This is a genomic window from Streptomyces sp. TSRI0281 (genome assembly GCF_001905125.1).
Lineage (GTDB): Bacteria > Actinomycetota > Actinomycetes > Streptomycetales > Streptomycetaceae > Streptomyces.
The window spans coordinates 449,363-464,566 of the sequence record NZ_LWLE01000023.1 but is presented as its reverse complement, the minus strand read 5'-3'; the positions used below and the strand labels follow the sequence as shown (position 1 = coordinate 464,566).

Genomic DNA, 15,204 nt, shown 5'->3' with positions numbered 1-15,204 from the left:
TGACCGCATGGTTCCCCATGACGTGAGCATCAAGACGCCGGGCGCGCTGCTCGTCGCGCGGCTGCACGTCGACCTGTGCAGGCTGTCCAGCGCGATCTGTCCTGGCTGAAGCCTGCCCGTGAGCCGCACGGCCTGAGCCGCGGTCCGAGCGCCACCCACACGCCCCACCCCCTGCGCGGGGCAGAAACGCGCGCCCCACGCCACCTCTCCGCATTCGACAGGAGCCCACGTCATGGCCATCGAGGTCCGCATCCCCACCATCCTCCGCACCTACACCGACGGCGCCAAGGCGGTCGAAGGCAGCGGGGAGACCCTCGCAGACCTCCTCGTCGACCTGGAGAGCCGCCACACCGGCATCCGTGAGCGCATCGTCGACGGCGGCGAGCTCCGCCGCTTCGTGAACGTCTACCTCAACGACGAGGACGTCCGCTTCCTCGACGGCATCGGCACCAAGCTCAGCGACGGCGACAACGTCACCATCCTCCCGGCCGTCGCCGGTGGCATGCGCTGATGCGGTACGACTCCCCACTGGCGGCCGTGGGCAACACACCTCTGGTGCGGCTGCCCAGGCTGTCGCCGTCCGACGACGTCCGTATCTGGGCCAAGCTGGAGGACCGCAACCCCACCGGCTCGATCAAGGACCGCCCCGCGCTCCACATGGTCGAACAGGCGGAGAAGGACGGCCGCCTGACACCCGGTTGCACGATCCTCGAACCGACCAGCGGCAACACCGGCATCTCGCTCGCCATGGCGGCCAGGCTCAAGGGCTACCGCATCGTGTGCGTCATGCCGGAGAACACCTCGCGGGAGCGGCGCGACCTGCTCGCCATGTGGGGCGCCGAGATCGTCTCCTCCCCGGCCGCGGGCGGTTCCAACACCGCCGTCCGCGTCGCCAAGGAACTGTCGGCCGAGCACCCCGACTGGGTCATGCTCTACCAGTACGGCAACCCGGACAACGCGGGCGCCCACTACGCCACCACCGGCCCGGAGATCCTCACCGACCTCCCGTCCATCACCCACTTCGTCGCGGGCCTCGGCACCACCGGCACCCTCATGGGCGTCGGCCGCTACCTGCGCGAACACAAGCCGGACGTCGCGATCGTCGCCGCCGAGCCGCGGTACGACGATGTCGTCTACGGCCTCCGCAACCTGGACGAGGGCTTCGTCCCCGAGCTGTACGACGCCTCGGTGCTGACCACCCGCTTCTCGGTCGGCTCGGCCGACGCGGTCACCCGCACCCGGGAACTCCTCCAGCAGGAGGGCATCTTCGCGGGCGTCTCCACCGGCGCCGCCCTCCACGCGGCGATCGGCGTCGGCCTCAAGGCGGTCAAGGCCGGGCAGAGCGCGGACATCGTGTTCGTCGTCGCGGACGGCGGCTGGAAGTACCTGTCCACGGGCGTCTACACAGCCCCCACCACAGAAGCCGCCATCGAAACCCTGCACGGCCAACTCTGGGCCTAAAGCGCTCTCAAGCCCGTCGGGCAACCTCCACCACCAGCCCGTCCGGCGATTGAGGACAAAAAAGGGGGCCCGGGGGCGGAGCCCCCGGTTTCGGGAAGGGGCGGGTAGGGGACAGGCCCGCCGCAGGCGCCCCCCGCCCGCCCCACCCCCGTCACCCCAGCCCCCGCACCCGCTCCCACACCCCCGGATCAACCCCACCCACCCGCCGCCGAAACCCCCGCACCGCCACATCCCGCAGCTCATCCGTCTCCAGGAAGCTCTGCCGCGCCCGCGCATCGCCCACCGTCCCCGGCGGCAGCGCGATCACCCCGGGCCGCTCCACGTGATGCTTGCTGGTGATCTTGGCGACGACGGCCCGGTCACCCCGTACCGACAGCACCAGGCACGGCCGGTCCTTCGCCCCGGGCCCGTCCTCGTACGGCACCTCGGCCCACCAGATCTCGCCCGGCCGCGGCGTACGACCGCCCCCGCGCCCCGGCGCCGACGGTTTCCCCGGCGGCCGGGTCCGCCCACCGGGCCGCTCCGCCCCACGGCCGGCCTCGCGACCCGCCCCGCGGTCCCGCCGCCGGGGCCGACGACCCGACCGGCCCCGCCCGTCCACCACCGCGGCGACGAGCGCGAGCAGAACCACGGCGACCAGCGCCACCCACCAGGTCGTGTTCATCCCCCGACCGTACCGGCGCCCGCGCGGCACGCCCGGCCCCGGCCCGCAGGGGCCTTCCATCGAACCGGTGACAGAGCAGGTGAGTTCCCCCACAACGGCAGGCCGCAGAGGAGCGACCAGCTGTTTCGCGCCTTACGCTCAACGAACCGTACGAACCGCACGAACCCTCCCCGTTCCCACGTCTCGGAGGTTCACGTTCCATGAAGCTCACCGTCGTCGGCTGCTCAGGCTCCTTCCCGTCCGCGGGTTCGGCATGCTCCAGCTACCTCGTAGAGGCCGACGGCTTCCGGCTGCTCCTCGACATGGGCAACGGCGCCCTCGGCGAGCTGCAGCGCCACGTCGGTCTCTACGACCTCGACGCGATCTTTCTCAGTCACCTCCATGCCGATCACTGCATCGACATGTGCGCCTACTTCGTCGTGCGCTACTACCGGCACGACGGCGGCCGCCCCGCCCCGATCCCGGTCTACGGCCCCGACGGCACCGAACAACGCCTGATCACCGCCCATGCGGACACCCCGTCCGACCAGGCGATGAGCGAGGTGTTCGACTTCCACACGCTCAAGTCGGGCACCTTCGAGATCGGCCCCTTCTCGATCCGTACGGAGAAGGTCTGCCACCCCGTCGAGACCTTCGGCATCCGCGTCGAGCACGGCGGCCGCACCCTCACCTACTCCGGTGACACGGGCACCTGCGAGGCCCTGGACGAACTCGCCGAGGGCGCGGACCTGTTCCTCTGCGAGGCGTCGTTCGTCCACGGCAAGGAGGACATCCCGGACCTCCACCTCAACGGCCGCGAGGCCGGTGAGTGCGCCGCACGCGCACGGGCGGGACGCCTCGTCCTCACGCACATCCCGCCGTGGACCGACGCCGCGCGCAACCTGGCCGACGCTCGCGCCGTCTACCGGGGGCCCGTGGAGCTGGCCGCGCCCGGCGCGGTCTACGAGATCTGAGAGCGGTGGGCGCGCCCGGCCGGGTGACTGCCGGACTGCCGGGATGATCGTCGGAATCGCGCGGGAACAGGACCTCGACGGATTCCTCGGCCTGGCGTCCCAGGTCGAGCGCTGGTTCGGCCCGATGGTCCAGGACGCCGGACTCCGGACCGCCGTGGAGCGGCACCTCCGTGCATCGGCGGCCCTCGTCGCCACCGCCACCCCGGACGTGGGTCCCGGCACGGAACTCCTCGGTGGCCTCCTCTTCGGTGCCGGGGCCCCGACCCGACCGTCCCCGACCGACGTCCCCGCCCGACCACCTGGGGCGGGCGGAACGTGACGAAGCCCCCGTCCTCCCGAGCAAGGGGAGGGCGGGGGCTTCGACGTCGGCGTACGGCTGCGGTCTACTTCGCCTCGGCCTTGAGGATCTCGGCGAGTTCCTCGTCCGACTCACGGCCCGGAGTCGGCAGATTGAATTTGGTGATCGCGAAGCGGAAGACCACGTAGTAGATGACCGCGAAGCAGAGTCCGACGAGCACCAGCAGCCAGGGCTTCGTCGCGATGCCGAGGTTCAGGAAGAAGTCGATCGCACCCGCCGAGAACCCGAAGCCGTCCTTCATCCCCAGGCCCCAGGTCAGGGCCATCGAGACACCGGTCAGCACCGCGTGGATCGCGTACAGCACCGGCGCGATGAACATGAACGTGAACTCGATCGGCTCGGTCACACCCGTCACGAAGGCGGTGAGGGCCAGCGAGAACATCATGCCGCCGACGACCTTGCGGCGCTCCGGACGGGCACAGTGGACGATCGCGAGGCAGGCCGCCGGAAGGGCGAACATCATGATCGGGAAGAAGCCGGTCATGAACTGTCCGGCCGTGGGGTCACCGGCCAGGAAGCGGTTGATGTCGCCGCTCTTGCCCTCGAACGAACCGGCCTGGAACCACGGGAACGAGTTCAGCAGGTGGTGCATGCCGACCGGGATCAGCGCACGGTTGGCGACACCGAAGATACCCGCGCCCACCGCGCCGGAACCGACCAGCCACTCACCGAAGTTGTGCAGCCCGGTACCGAGCACCGGCCAGATGTAGCCGAAGACGATGCCGATCAGCAGACCCGCGAAGGAGGAGAGGATCGGGACCAGACGGCGGCCGCTGAAGAAGCCCGCCCAGTCGGGCAGCTTGGTCCGGTGGAACTTCTGGTAGAGCAGGGCGACGACTATGCCCATCACCACGCCGCCCAGCACACCGGCGTCGACCGGCTTGTCGGCCATGACGATCTTGTTGTCCACGACGGTCGCGACCTTGGTCAGGTTGCTGTCGGTGAAGGTGGCGAGCACGTTCTTGAAGACCAGATAGCCGGTGACCGCGGCGAGCGCGGTCGAGCCGTCCGACTTCTTGGCGAAGCCGATCGCGATACCGACGGCGAACAGCAGGGCCATGTTGTCGAGGATCGCGTTGCCGCCCGCCGCCATGAAGCCGGCGATCTTGACGACGAAGTCCGGGAACGAGTCCCGCCCGAGCATGTCCGGGTTGCCGAGTCGGACCAGGAGCGCGCCCGCCGGCAGCACCGCGACCGGCAGCATGAGGCTGCGGCCGATGCGCTGCATGACGGCCATCACGCCTGCGCCCTTCTTCTTGCCGACCGCAGGTGCGGTGTCAGCCGTGGACATCAACTTCCTCCATGGGGCATGTGCCGCCCAGGTCATTGATGAAGGGAGGCGGCGACTCGAAGTAACGCGGCAGACGGCCACGTGGTCTGGACCACTCAGTGGTGTAGACCAGTTTTAGCACGGTGAGGGTTAGATAAGGAACCTGCAATTTGCCACTTCTTCGCAGTAGCAGATCGGGCACTTTCGGTGACATGACGAAGGCCCCCGGACCGGATGGTCCGAGGGCCTTGCGTGACCGGGACCGAAGTCCCGTCGGGGGGCTGCTACTTGGTGAGGTCCTTCTCGATCTCCTTCTCCAGCTCCTCGGGTTCGCGCCCGGGGGTCTGAAGATTGAACTTGGTGATCGCGAACCGGAAGACGACGTAGTAGATCACCGCGAAGCACAGTCCGATCGGGATGATCAGCCACGGTTTCGTGTCCAGATGCCAGTTGACCACGTAGTCGATCAAGCCCGCGGAGAAGCTGAATCCCGCATGGACCCCCAGTGCCCAGGTGACGCCCATCGAGACACCGGTGAGGACCGCGTGGACGCCGTACAGCAACGGCGCGACGAACATGAAGGAGAACTCCAGCGGCTCGGTGACGCCCGTGACGAAGGAGGTCAGTGCCACGGACAGCATCAGGCCCGCCACCTCCTTGCGCCGCTCCGGCCGCGCGGTGTGCGCGATGGCCAGTGCCGCCGCGGGGAGGCCGAACATCATGATCGGGAAGAAGCCGGAGGTGAACTGTCCGGCCGACGGGTCCCCGGCGAAGAAGCGGGAGATGTCGCCCTGCACCGTCGCGCCGTCCGGGCCGGTGTACTCGCCCGCCTGGAACCAGAAGAAGGTGTTCAGGAACTGGTGCATGCCGATCGGGATCAACAGGCGGTTCGCGAAGCCGAAGATGGCCGCGCCCCATGCGCCGAGGTTGATCAGCTGCTTGGAGAACGAGGTCAGCGCATCGCCGACCGGCTGCCACAACAGGCCGAACAGCACGCCCAGGATCACGCAGAGGAACGCCATCAGGATCGGCACCAGGCGGCGGCCGTTGAAGAAGCCCAGCCAGTCCACCAGCTTCGTGCGGTGGTACCGCTGCCAGACCACGGCGGTGAGCAGGCCGATGAGGATGCCGCCGAGTACGCCCGGGTTCTGCGGAGTGCCGTTGGGCAGCGCCTCGGTCACCGAGTTGTCGACGGGGAAGGCGCCGAGCACACCCCGGTAGACGAGGAAGCCGACCACGGCGGCCAGTGCCGTCGAGCCGTCCGCCTTCTTCGCGAAGCCGATGGCCACGCCGATGCAGAAGAGGAGGGGCAGGCCGGTGGTGCCGTCCAGGATGGCGTTGCCGCCGTTGAGCATGACCTTGGACGTCTTGTCCCAGAACGCGCCGTGCAGATACGAGCTGAACAGGTTACCGAGGCTGACCAGCAGACCCGCCGCCGGGAGAACGGCCACCGGCAGCTGCAGGCTCCGCCCCACCTTCTGGAGGCCCTGGATCGGTCCGTTCCACCACTTTCGCTGCGGTACCGCAGCCGCGCTCGCACTCATCGGCATCCTCCCGGAACAAGTCACGTTTGGCGGTCGTTGCAAACTGGTGTAGACCAGTTGCGTTACGGTGCGGAGCCTGCCTGGAGGGCAGGGCGCTGGTGATCGTCATCCTTTGGGATAGTTCGTTTACTCGCCCGCGAAGATGGGCCAACCGTGCGTTAACGTGACGAAGCGGACCTATTGGTGGGCGCCGCGAAGCACGCGAAAACCAGGGAGAAGGACATGGCCAGCAAGGCTGAGAAGATCGTCGCCGGGCTCGGCGGTATCGAGAACATCGACGAGATCGAAGGCTGCATCACTCGCCTTCGCACCGAGGTCCACGACCCCAGCAAGGTCGACGAGGCGGCTCTCAAGGCGGCCGGTGCGCACGGCGTCGTGAAGATGGGCACCGCGATCCAGGTCGTCATCGGGACCGACGCGGACCCGATCGCCGCCGACATCGAAGACATGATGTGACCCGCTGACCCGACGGTCGGCAGCTCGACGGCCCACGGCCCACGGCTCACGGCTCGACGGCCCACAGCACGACCGCGCGACGGCCCCACCCCTGACCACCCGGGTTCGCGGCCCGCAGGCCCCGCTCCTCCCGAGGAGCGGGGCCTGCGCCGCTCCCGCACCTGGCCCCGGCCCGGTCCGGCCCCGCCTGTGCGGGTCCTTCACACCCGAACGGAGCCCCGCCGCCAGCGGATAAAGTCGACGCCATGTCTCGCATCGACGGCCGCACCCCCGAACAGCTCCGCCCCGTCACCATCGAACGCGGCTGGAGCAAGCACGCCGAAGGCTCAGTCCTCATCTCCTTCGGCGACACCAAAGTCTTCTGCACCGCCTCCGTCACCGAAGGTGTCCCGCGCTGGCGCAAGGGCAGCGGCGAAGGCTGGGTCACCGCCGAGTACTCCATGCTGCCCCGCTCCACCAACACCCGCGGCGACCGCGAAGCGGTCCGCGGCAAGATCGGCGGACGCACCCACGAGATCAGCCGGCTCATCGGCCGCTCGCTGCGCGCCGTCATCGACTACAAGGCACTCGGCGAGAACACCATCGTCCTGGACTGCGACGTCCTCCAGGCCGACGGCGGCACCCGCACCGCCGCGATCACCGGCGCCTATGTCGCCCTCGCCGACGCCGTCGCCTGGGCCCAGGGTAAGAAGATCATCAAGCACGGCCGCAAGCCGCTCACCGACACCGTCGCCGCGGTCAGCGTCGGCATCGTCGACGGCATCCCGCTCCTCGACCTCTGTTACGAGGAGGACGTCCGCGCCGACACCGACATGAACGTCGTCTGCACCGGCGACGGCCGCTTCGTCGAGGTCCAGGGCACGGCGGAGGCCGCACCGTTCGACCGCAAGGAACTGGGCGCCCTCCTCGACCTCGCCACCGCGGGCTGCGTGGACCTCGCCGCACTCCAGAACCAGGCACTGGCCGGCACCCTCCCCGGGTAGGACCGGCCGGCACCCTCCCCGGGTAAAGAAGCAACCAAGTACGCACCACACGGCGTCGTTACGTACACGGGCGCACGGGTCGAACCGTGCGCCCGTCCACGTATCGACCCCCGGGGAGGGACCGCACCATGGCCTCGCGCCGCCACCACCGCACCGCACTAGCCGTCACCGCCGCCCTGCTGACCCTCACCACCGCGGTCGGCTGCGGCGCCGTCGACAAGGCCATCGACTGCGTCCGTACCGCCGACGCCATCGCCACCAGCGTGAACAACCTCCAGCAGGCGATCTCCAATGCCTCCGAGGACCCGACGCAGGCGTCCGAGGCGCTGGACGAGATCGACAAGGAACTGAAGAGCCTCGGCGACACCACCGACAACGCCGACCTCGGAAAGGCCGTCGACGACCTCCAGGACGGCGTCGGCAACGTCCGCGCCTCCATCGAGAAGGGCGACGCCACCCCGGACATCACCCCGGTCACCGACGCCGCCACCGAGATCGGCAAGGTCTGCACGTCGTAGCGTCCACGCCCCCGCCGGGACTCCCGGCCGCGCACGGCGATAATCGGGGCATGACCCGCCTGATCCTCGCCACCCGCAACGCCGGGAAAATCACCGAACTCCACGCGATCCTCGCCGACGCGGGCCTGGCCCACGACCTCGTCGGCGCGGACGCGTACCCCGACATCCCCGACGTCAAGGAAACCGGCGTCACCTTCGCCGAGAACGCCCTCCTGAAGGCCCACGCCCTGGCCAGGGCCACCGGCCACCCGGCCGTCGCCGACGACTCCGGCCTCTGCGTCGACGTCCTCGGCGGCGCCCCCGGCATCTTCTCGGCCCGCTGGTCCGGCACCCACGGCGACGACCGGGCCAACCTGGACCTGCTCCTGGCCCAACTCGCCGACATCGGCGGCGAACACCGCGCCGCCCACTTCGCCTGTGCCGCGGCCCTGGCCCTCCCCGACGGCACGGAACGCGTGGTCGAGGGCCGCCTCCCGGGCACCCTGCGCCACACCCCGTCGGGGACGAACGGCTTCGGCTACGACCCGATCCTCCAGCCCGAGGGCGAGACCCGTACCTGCGCGGAGCTCACCCCGGCGGAGAAGAACGCCCTCAGCCACCGGGGCAAGGCGTTCCGGGCGCTGGTGCCGGTGGTACGGGAGTTGGTGGGCTGAGCCCGCGGACACGGAAACGGCCCGCGCATCGATCCTTCGATGCGCGGGCCGTCCGTTCGGTGCGGCGGAAGGGATTCGAACCCTCAAGCCGTTTCACGGGCCACAGATCCTAAGTCTGCTGTGTCACCTCTGCACCACCGCCGCAGGCCGCCTGCCATGGTACTCGGCGCGGGGCCGATCAGAACTTGGGTTCCGGTGTCTGGGCCGCGCAGATTTCCGCGGCCTCCTCGTCCGTCTCCACCGAGGGCGGGGAGCCGGCCAGGGGCTTGTTGGCCGTTTCCTTCATGCAGGCCACGGCGATCACACCGACCAGGGCGGCCGCCATCGCGTAGTACGCGGGCATCAGGTTCGAGCCGGTCCAGCTGATCAGCGCGGTGATCACCAGGGGGGTGGTGCCGCCGAAGATCGACGCGGAGAGGTTGTAACCCACCGAGAGGGAGCCGTAGCGGACGTTGGTGGGGAAGAGCGCGGGCAGCGCGGCGGACATCGTGCCGAGCATGCAGACCAGGGACAGGCCCAGCATCAGCATGCCGATCGTGATGGCGGGGATGCCGCCCTGGCGGATCAGCAGGAACGCCGGCAGCGAGAGGAAGAGGAAGCCGAGCATGCCCGTCATCAGCAGCGGCTTGCGGCCGAAGCGGTCGGAGAGCTTGCCGACCTGGCTGATGATCAGCATCAGGAAGACCATCACGGCGAGCAGGATCAGCAGGCCGTGGGTCTCGCTGTAGCCGAGCTCGTCGGAGAGGTACGTCGGCATGTACGACAGCAGCATGTAGTCGGTGATGTTGTACGCGCCGACCAGGCAGATGCAGAGGATCAGCGTCGGCCAGTACTCCCGGAAGATCTTGGCGAGGTCGCCCTTGGCGGTGGACTCGACGCCGTCGGCGGCCTCGGTCGCGTGGGCGGTGCCGCCCTCCAGCTTCTGGAAGGCCGGGGTCTCGTCGAGGCGCAGCCGCAGGTAGAGGCCGACCAGGCCGAGGGGGCCCGCGACCAGGAACGGGATGCGCCAGCCCCAGGACTCCATCTGGCCGGTGTCCAGGACCGCGTACAGCGCGGTCACCAGACCCGCGGCGCCGACGTATCCGGCGAGGGTGCCGAACTCCAGGAAGCTGCCGAAGAAGCCGCGGCGCTTGTCGGGGGCGTACTCGGCGATGAAGGTGGACGCGCCGCCGTATTCACCGCCCGTGGAGAAGCCCTGGAGCATCCGGAAGAAGATCAGCAGGGCGGGGGCCCAGAGGCCGATCGTGCCGTGGGAGGGGATCAGGCCGATCGCGAAGGTGCCGATCGCCATCAGGATCATGGTGAGGGCGAGGACCTTTTTCCGGCCGACCTTGTCGCCCATGGGACCGAAGAACATTCCCCCGAGTGGCCGAACGAGGAAGGCCACGGCGAAGGTCGCGAACGAGGAAAGCAGCTGGGTGGTGTCGTTCCCGGACGGGAAGAAGACATGCCCGATGGTCACGGCCAGGTAGGAGTAGATACCGAAGTCGAACCACTCCATGGCGTTCCCGAGCGAGGCCGCCTTCACCGCACGCTTGACCGCGTGGTCGTCGGTGACGGTGATGTCGGTCCGGCGCAGCTTGGGATTCTGACGCTTTTTGATGGCCCGGAAGAGCGCGGGATGGCGTTTGACCGCTTCGGGATCGGCCGCCTGGTGGGGGTCGGAGGCCGCCATGGCCGGGTCCTTTCCTCGGAGAGTGTTCCAGGAAAGGCTTCTGCGCGGGCATGGCGGCTGCAAACCGAATCAGGGACCGATTGCGATGTCCCTCACATATTTTCGGCCACGGGGAGACCCGGAACGGCCACGGGGAGACCCGGAACGGCCACGGCTGCCGGTGGTCGGGCTGCCGGGGCCGTCGGTGTCCGGGCTGCCGGGCCGTCGGGGACGCGCGGTTCAGATACCGAGGTCCTTGATGATCTTGGCGACATGGCCGGTCGCCTTGACGTTGTAGAAGGCGTGCTCCACCTTGCCCTCTTCGTCGACGACGATGGTCGAACGGATGACGCCCGTCACCACTTTGCCGTAGAGCTTCTTCTCGCCGAAGGCGCCGTACGCCTCAAGCGTCTCCTTGGACGGGTCGCCGACCAGCGTGACCTTCAGGTTCTCCTTCTCACGGAACTTGGCGAGCTTCTCCGGCTTGTCGGGGGAGACGCCGATGACGTCGTATCCGGCAGTGGCCAGAAGGTCCAGGTTGTCGGTGAAGTCGCAGGCCTGCTTGGTGCAGCCGGGCGTGAGAGCGGCCGGGTAGAAGTACACGATGACCTTGCGGCCCTTGTGGTCCGCGAGCGAGACCTCGTTGCCGTCGGCGTCGGGGAGGGTGAAGGCGGGGGCGGTGTCGCCGGGCTGGAGTCGCTCGCTCATGGTTCTCCTCAGGTGGCACGTGGGGTGTATGGGACCGAGCGTAATAGGGGTGCCGCCGGGTGTGCGGGCGGTCGAGCTGACAGACTGTCGATGACGGTTTACCGGACGAGGACCACGGAGGCGGCGCAGTGTCGGATGCCAGGAGCCCTGCGCAGATCGAGGCGGACATCATCAGCAGGCGCGAGCAGCTCGCGGTGGTGCTCGATGAGATCGGGGTGCGGGTGCACCCGAAGACGATCATCGGCGACGCGAAGGCCAAGGTCGCCCAGACGGTGGACCGGACGGCCGGCCGTGCGTTCGTCGCGGTGAACCGTTCGGTGTCGGACGTGAAGGCCCAGTTCGTGTCGGAGGACGGTGCTCCGCGTCTGGAGCGGGTGATCCCGGCGGCGCTGCTGGTGGTCGGCGTGGTGGGCCTGCTCACCCTGGCGGCGCGGCGTGGGAAGAAGTGACCGGTCGCACCCCGGAGGCGTACGGATCAGGGCGGGGCAGGTAGGTTTCGGGTCGTGAGCGACGACACCCACGACGACAAGCTGCCCATCCGTATGCTGCACGATCGCGTGCTGGTACGGAGTGATACGCCCGAGGGCGAGCGGCGTTCCGGCGGCGGCATCCTGATTCCGGCCACGGCCGCGGTGGGCCGGCGGCTCGCCTGGGCCGTGGTGGTCGCCGTCGGTCAGAACGTGCGGACGGTCGAGCCGCGGGACCGGGTGCTGTACGACCCCGAGGACCGTGCCGAGGTCGAGGTGCGGGGCGTGGCGTACGTGCTGATGCGGGAGCGTGATCTGCACGCGGTGGCCGCGGACCGGTTCGAGGGCTCGGTGGATTCGACCGGGCTGTATCTGTAGCCGCGTTTCGTTCCGCGTTTCGTTTCGCGTTTTGTTCCGCCGTTTCGTTTCGCGTTTCGTCCCGCGCTCTGGTGTGAGCTGTGGGGAAGGGCCTGGTGACCGGTGTCACCGGGCCCTTTGCCCGTTCTTTGCTACGGTGGGGGGACCCCGACGAGACGCGCCGTACCGGGCTGGCAAAGACGACGCACCCGTGTTGTTCGCGAGTTTTCGTCGGAGGTGCCGTCATGGCCTGGGTTCTGTTGATCGTCGCCGGTCTGCTCGAAGTGGGCTGGGCGATCGGGATGAAGTACACCGAGGGGTTCACCCGGCTGTGGCCGAGTGTGTTCACCGGCCTCGGGATCGTGGCGAGCATGATGTTGCTGTCCCAGGCGGCGAAGACGCTCCCGATCGGTACGGCGTACGGCGTGTGGGTCGGTATCGGTGCGGCCGGAGCCGCGGTGGTCGGCATGCTGGTCCTGAACGAACCGGCGACCGCCGCACGGATCTTCTTCGTGTGTCTGCTGCTGATCGCCGTGGTGGGCCTGAAGGCGACCTCCGGACACTGATCCGGTCACCGCACTCCGACCGGTCGCCGGTCGCGCGACGCGGCCCCCGCCCACGCGATCCGGTCACCGGTCGCGTGGGCGGGAGCCGCGGGCGCCTTCGGTGAAGCCGCCGTTGCCGCCGCCGTCGCCGCCCGCGGTGTCGGTCCCCCCGTCCGTCGCGCCGCCGTTGCCCCCGTTGCCGCCGCCGGTGTCCGCGCCGCCGTCCGTCCCTCCGGTGGTGCCGCCGTCGGTGCCGCCCGTGTCCGTACCGCCGTTGGTCTGCCCGCCGGTGTCCGTCGCGCCCTCAGTGGGGCCGGGGGTGGTGGGGGCCGTGCTGGAGGGGCTGGGCGGGGGCGGACCGGAGGGGGTGTCGCTCGGTTCGGCCGGTGCGCTGGATTCGGGTTCCTCCGTGGTGGGCGGTGCGGATGCGTCCGCGCCGTCCTCCAGGTCGAGGTCGAAGTTCTGTACGTCGGAGGAGCGCAGGGCGGCGGCCGTGTAGGCGGCCCAGGTCTGGGCGGGAGCGCCGCCCCCGTTGACGCGGGGCAGACCGAGCGCTCCGTAGAGCGGTTTCTGTACGCCGGTGTCGGGGTCCTGGCCCATGACCGCGATGACGGTCGCGAGGTCGGGGGTGTACCCGGCGAACCAGGCGGCCTTGTCCTCCTCGGCGGTGCCGGTCTTGCCCGCGGCGGGGCGGCCCGCGGCCTGGGCGGCGGTGCCGGTGCCGCCGTCGACGACGCTGCGCAGGATCGAGGTGGTGGTGTCGGCTGCCTCGCGGGTGACGGTCTGCTGGGTGTTCCGGCCGGGGAGGGCGACGTCCGCGCCATCCTTGCTGACCTTCTCGACGAGGGTGTACGCGCCGTGCCGGCCGTGGTTGGCGAGGGTGGCGTACGCCTCGGTCATGTCGAGGACGCTGGCGGTGGCGGGGCCGAGCGCGATGGAGGGCGACGCGGTGAGGTCGGGGGTGTTCGCGGGGATGCCGAGGGCGACGGCGGTGTCCTTGACCTTGCCGGGGCCGACGTCCTGGGCCATCTGCGCGTAGACGGCGTTGATGGATTTGTCCGTGGCGGTCCGGACGGTGACGGGGCCGTAGCTGACGTCGTCCTCGTTGGCCGGGGCGTAGCCGGTGGAGCCGCCGGGGCCCTGGACGGTGCGCTTGTTGGTGCCGTCGTAGATCGTGTTGGGGGTGATCCGCCGGCCGTCCCGCGTGGTGGAGTCGTTGGCGACGGCGGAGGTGAAGACGAACGGCTTGAAGGTGGAGCCGACCTGGTAGTCGCGGCGGGTGGCGTTGTTGACGTACTGCTTCGTGTAGTCGATGCCGCCGTACATGGCGACGACCTCGCCGGTGCCGGGTGTGATGGAGGCGCCGCCGACGCGGACGTTGCGGTCGGCCTCCCGGTCGTCGCTCGTCCTGGACATCACCTGGGTGTCGACGGCCTTGACGAGGGCGTTCTGCTTCTTCTTCTCCAGCGTGGTGGTGATCCGGTAGCCGCCGGTGGCGAGGGTCGTCTCGTCGATGATCCCGTTGCCGGTGAGGTAGTCCTCGACGGCCTGGACGAGGTAGCCGCGCTGCCCGGAGAGCCCGGTGGCGGGCTTGGCCTTGCCGGGTACGGGGAACTTCGTCGCGGCGCGTTCCGCGGTGCCGAGCCACTGCTCCTTGACCATGCCGTCCAGGACGTAGTTCCAGCGGCCGAGGGCGGCGGCCTTGTTCTCGGGGTGGACGACGACGTCGTACGCGCTGGGCGCGTTCAGCAGCGAGGCGAGGTAGGCGCCCTCGCCGGTGCTGAGGTCCTCGACGTTCTTGCCGTAGTACGCCTGCGCGGCGGCCTGGATGCCGTAGGCGTTGCGGCCGAAGTAGCTGGTGTTGAGGTAGCCCTCGAAGATCTGGTCCTTGTTCTCCTCGCGATTGAGCTTGACCGCGATGAAGAACTCCTTGGCCTTGCGGACGACGGTCTGTTCCTGGCCGAGGTAGTAGTTCTTGACGTACTGCTGGGTGATGGTCGAGCCGCCCTGCTTGCCCTTGCCGGTCAGGGTGTTCCAGGCGGCGCGGACCATGGCCTTCACGTCCACGGCGCGCTCGGAGTAGAAGTCGCGGTCCTCGGCGGCGAGCACGGCGTGCTGGACGGTGAGGGGGACCTGGGAGAGCTGGACCTTCTCCCGGTTGACCTCGCCGTCCCGCGCGATGACGCTGCCGTCCTGGTAGAGGTAGACGTTGGACTGTGCGGTGGCGTTGGCGTTGGCGGCCGGGATGTCGACGAGCTGGTATCCGGCGATGAAGCCGCCGACGAGCAGCAGGGCGATGCCGAGTACGGTGCCGAGGACCATGCGCCACGTAGGGACGAGGCGGCGCCAGCCGGTCCTCTTGGGGCGCTTCTTGCGCCCCTTCTTTCCCTTCGCGCCCGGCGCACCACTTCCGTCGTCGGGTCCGTCGTCGGGGGTGGCCGCGGCGTCCGTGTGGTCCCGCGGGGCCCAGTTCTGTGGGTCGTCGCTCATATCGGTGGAGACTCCTCGGCCGCGGTCAGTTCCCCCATAGTGCCCGTTTCGCCGGGAAATCTTCGGATCATCCTTCAATGACGGTCCCGGATAACCGCTCGCGGTGGCCGCCCGGCGTGCACT

18 protein-coding genes, 1 tRNA gene and 1 riboswitch are annotated in these 15,204 nt (G+C 69.3%); of the genes, 12 read left to right on the top strand and 7 right to left on the bottom strand.

What is annotated here, in order from left to right; translation table 11 throughout:
* Nucleotides 1-7: 7 nt before the first annotated feature.
* From A6A29_RS47885 to A6A29_RS27125, 3 genes are all read left to right on the top strand, one after another.
* Nucleotides 8-109, top strand: a complete 102-nt coding sequence (locus tag A6A29_RS47885; RefSeq protein ID WP_326677524.1) for a putative leader peptide — start codon at nt 8-10, stop codon at nt 107-109.
* A 123-nt stretch (nt 110-232) separates the two neighbouring features.
* Complete coding sequence (locus tag A6A29_RS27130) at nt 233-511, top strand: MoaD/ThiS family protein (RefSeq protein ID WP_073723705.1); 279 nt, start codon at nt 233-235, stop codon at nt 509-511.
* Nucleotides 511-1,461, top strand: a complete 951-nt coding sequence (locus A6A29_RS27125; protein ID WP_073723703.1) for a PLP-dependent cysteine synthase family protein — start codon at nt 511-513, stop codon at nt 1,459-1,461. Before A6A29_RS27130 ends, A6A29_RS27125 begins: the two co-directional genes overlap by 1 nt.
* A 151-nt stretch (nt 1,462-1,612) precedes the next feature.
* On the opposite strand, the gene A6A29_RS27120 is transcribed toward A6A29_RS27125, so the two are convergent.
* A complete protein-coding gene (locus A6A29_RS27120) occupies nt 1,613-2,125 on the bottom strand; it encodes a type II toxin-antitoxin system PemK/MazF family toxin (protein ID WP_073723701.1) in 513 nt (170 codons plus the stop codon).
* Nucleotides 2,126-2,325: 200 nt separating this feature from the next.
* Here A6A29_RS27120 and A6A29_RS27115 point away from each other — a divergent pair, with 200 nt between their 5' ends.
* Nucleotides 2,326-3,078: an MBL fold metallo-hydrolase gene (locus tag A6A29_RS27115; protein WP_073723699.1), complete on the top strand. Its 753-nt coding sequence runs from the start codon at nt 2,326-2,328 to the stop codon at nt 3,076-3,078.
* A gap of 43 nt (nt 3,079-3,121) precedes the next feature.
* Nucleotides 3,122-3,397, top strand: a complete 276-nt coding sequence (locus A6A29_RS27110; protein WP_073723697.1) for a hypothetical protein — start codon at nt 3,122-3,124, stop codon at nt 3,395-3,397.
* Between the two features lie 64 nt (nt 3,398-3,461).
* Here the strand turns inward: A6A29_RS27110 and A6A29_RS27105 are convergent, their stop codons facing one another.
* Both A6A29_RS27105 and A6A29_RS27100 read right to left on the bottom strand, forming a co-directional pair.
* Nucleotides 3,462-4,727 carry a PTS transporter subunit EIIC gene (locus A6A29_RS27105; protein ID WP_073723695.1) on the bottom strand — a complete coding sequence of 422 codons (1,266 nt, stop codon included), beginning with the start codon at nt 4,725-4,727 and terminating at the stop codon, nt 3,462-3,464.
* A 263-nt stretch (nt 4,728-4,990) separates the two neighbouring features.
* Nucleotides 4,991-6,250 carry a PTS transporter subunit EIIC gene (locus A6A29_RS27100; RefSeq protein ID WP_073723693.1) on the bottom strand — a complete coding sequence of 420 codons (1,260 nt, stop codon included), beginning with the start codon at nt 6,248-6,250 and terminating at the stop codon, nt 4,991-4,993.
* Nucleotides 6,251-6,433: 183 nt separating this feature from the next.
* Here A6A29_RS27100 and A6A29_RS27095 point away from each other — a divergent pair, with 183 nt between their 5' ends.
* From A6A29_RS27095 to rdgB, 4 genes are all read left to right on the top strand, one after another.
* Complete coding sequence (locus A6A29_RS27095; protein ID WP_274535840.1) at nt 6,434-6,706, top strand: PTS glucose/sucrose transporter subunit IIB; 273 nt, start codon at nt 6,434-6,436, stop codon at nt 6,704-6,706.
* A 245-nt stretch (nt 6,707-6,951) separates the two neighbouring features.
* Entirely contained in the window at nt 6,952-7,689 is a 738-nt protein-coding gene (rph, locus tag A6A29_RS27090) for a ribonuclease PH (RefSeq protein WP_073723689.1), read from the top strand.
* Between the two features lie 128 nt (nt 7,690-7,817).
* Nucleotides 7,818-8,207: a hypothetical protein gene (locus tag A6A29_RS27085; protein ID WP_073723686.1), complete on the top strand. Its 390-nt coding sequence runs from the start codon at nt 7,818-7,820 to the stop codon at nt 8,205-8,207.
* 50 nt (nt 8,208-8,257) lie between these two features.
* On the top strand, nt 8,258-8,860 hold the full coding sequence (gene rdgB / locus A6A29_RS27080; protein WP_073723684.1) for an RdgB/HAM1 family non-canonical purine NTP pyrophosphatase: 603 nt from the start codon (nt 8,258-8,260) through the stop codon (nt 8,858-8,860).
* Between the two features lie 60 nt (nt 8,861-8,920).
* On the opposite strand, the gene A6A29_RS27075 is transcribed toward rdgB, so the two are convergent.
* From A6A29_RS27075 to bcp, 3 genes are all read right to left on the bottom strand, one after another.
* Nucleotides 8,921-9,004: transfer RNA gene (locus A6A29_RS27075), tRNA-Leu, on the bottom strand.
* Between the two features lie 34 nt (nt 9,005-9,038).
* Nucleotides 9,039-10,535: a glycine betaine/L-proline transporter ProP gene (gene proP, locus A6A29_RS27070; RefSeq protein WP_073723682.1), complete on the bottom strand. Its 1,497-nt coding sequence runs from the start codon at nt 10,533-10,535 to the stop codon at nt 9,039-9,041.
* 219 nt (nt 10,536-10,754) lie between these two features.
* Nucleotides 10,755-11,222 (bottom strand): thioredoxin-dependent thiol peroxidase, encoded by a 468-nt coding sequence (gene bcp / locus A6A29_RS27065; RefSeq protein ID WP_073723680.1) that lies wholly within the window; start codon nt 11,220-11,222, stop codon nt 10,755-10,757.
* A 128-nt stretch (nt 11,223-11,350) separates the two neighbouring features.
* Between bcp and A6A29_RS27060 the strand changes: the two genes are divergently transcribed.
* The 3 genes from A6A29_RS27060 (at nt 11,351) to A6A29_RS27050 (ending at nt 12,612) form a co-directional block, all read left to right on the top strand.
* On the top strand, nt 11,351-11,671 hold the full coding sequence (locus A6A29_RS27060; RefSeq protein ID WP_073723678.1) for a DUF3618 domain-containing protein: 321 nt from the start codon (nt 11,351-11,353) through the stop codon (nt 11,669-11,671).
* A 54-nt stretch (nt 11,672-11,725) separates the two neighbouring features.
* Nucleotides 11,726-12,067, top strand: a complete 342-nt coding sequence (locus tag A6A29_RS27055; protein ID WP_073723676.1) for a GroES family chaperonin — start codon at nt 11,726-11,728, stop codon at nt 12,065-12,067.
* Between the two features lie 120 nt (nt 12,068-12,187).
* Nucleotides 12,188-12,256, top strand: a riboswitch (guanidine-III (ykkC-III) riboswitch).
* A 35-nt stretch (nt 12,257-12,291) separates the two neighbouring features.
* On the top strand, nt 12,292-12,612 hold the full coding sequence (locus A6A29_RS27050; RefSeq protein ID WP_073723674.1) for a DMT family transporter: 321 nt from the start codon (nt 12,292-12,294) through the stop codon (nt 12,610-12,612).
* 63 nt (nt 12,613-12,675) lie between these two features.
* Here A6A29_RS27050 and A6A29_RS27045 read toward each other — a convergent pair whose 3' ends face one another.
* Entirely contained in the window at nt 12,676-15,081 is a 2,406-nt protein-coding gene (locus tag A6A29_RS27045; RefSeq protein ID WP_073723672.1) for a transglycosylase domain-containing protein, read from the bottom strand.
* Nucleotides 15,082-15,204: the final 123 nt, after the last annotated feature.

Bases quoted from the DNA above. Each gene is read 5' to 3' on its own strand.
- A6A29_RS27050 (WP_073723674.1), top strand. From the start codon at position 12,292: ATGGCCTGGGTTCTGTTGATCGTCGCCGGTCTGCTCGAAGTGGGCTGG.
- rdgB (WP_073723684.1), top strand. From the start codon at position 8,258: ATGACCCGCCTGATCCTCGCCACCCGCAACGCCGGGAAAATCACCGAA.
- A6A29_RS47885 (WP_326677524.1), top strand. From the start codon at position 8: ATGGTTCCCCATGACGTGAGCATCAAGACGCCGGGCGCGCTGCTCGTC.
- A6A29_RS27100 (WP_073723693.1), bottom strand. From the start codon at position 6,250: ATGAGTGCGAGCGCGGCTGCGGTACCGCAGCGAAAGTGGTGGAACGGA.
- A6A29_RS27105 (WP_073723695.1), bottom strand. From the start codon at position 4,727: ATGTCCACGGCTGACACCGCACCTGCGGTCGGCAAGAAGAAGGGCGCA.
- proP (WP_073723682.1), bottom strand. From the start codon at position 10,535: ATGGCGGCCTCCGACCCCCACCAGGCGGCCGATCCCGAAGCGGTCAAA.
- A6A29_RS27045 (WP_073723672.1), bottom strand. From the start codon at position 15,081: ATGAGCGACGACCCACAGAACTGGGCCCCGCGGGACCACACGGACGCC.
- A6A29_RS27115 (WP_073723699.1), top strand. From the start codon at position 2,326: ATGAAGCTCACCGTCGTCGGCTGCTCAGGCTCCTTCCCGTCCGCGGGT.
- A6A29_RS27110 (WP_073723697.1), top strand. From the start codon at position 3,122: ATGATCGTCGGAATCGCGCGGGAACAGGACCTCGACGGATTCCTCGGC.
- A6A29_RS27125 (WP_073723703.1), top strand. From the start codon at position 511: ATGCGGTACGACTCCCCACTGGCGGCCGTGGGCAACACACCTCTGGTG.
- bcp (WP_073723680.1), bottom strand. From the start codon at position 11,222: ATGAGCGAGCGACTCCAGCCCGGCGACACCGCCCCCGCCTTCACCCTC.
- rph (WP_073723689.1), top strand. From the start codon at position 6,952: ATGTCTCGCATCGACGGCCGCACCCCCGAACAGCTCCGCCCCGTCACC.
- A6A29_RS27085 (WP_073723686.1), top strand. From the start codon at position 7,818: ATGGCCTCGCGCCGCCACCACCGCACCGCACTAGCCGTCACCGCCGCC.
- A6A29_RS27120 (WP_073723701.1), bottom strand. From the start codon at position 2,125: ATGAACACGACCTGGTGGGTGGCGCTGGTCGCCGTGGTTCTGCTCGCG.
- A6A29_RS27130 (WP_073723705.1), top strand. From the start codon at position 233: ATGGCCATCGAGGTCCGCATCCCCACCATCCTCCGCACCTACACCGAC.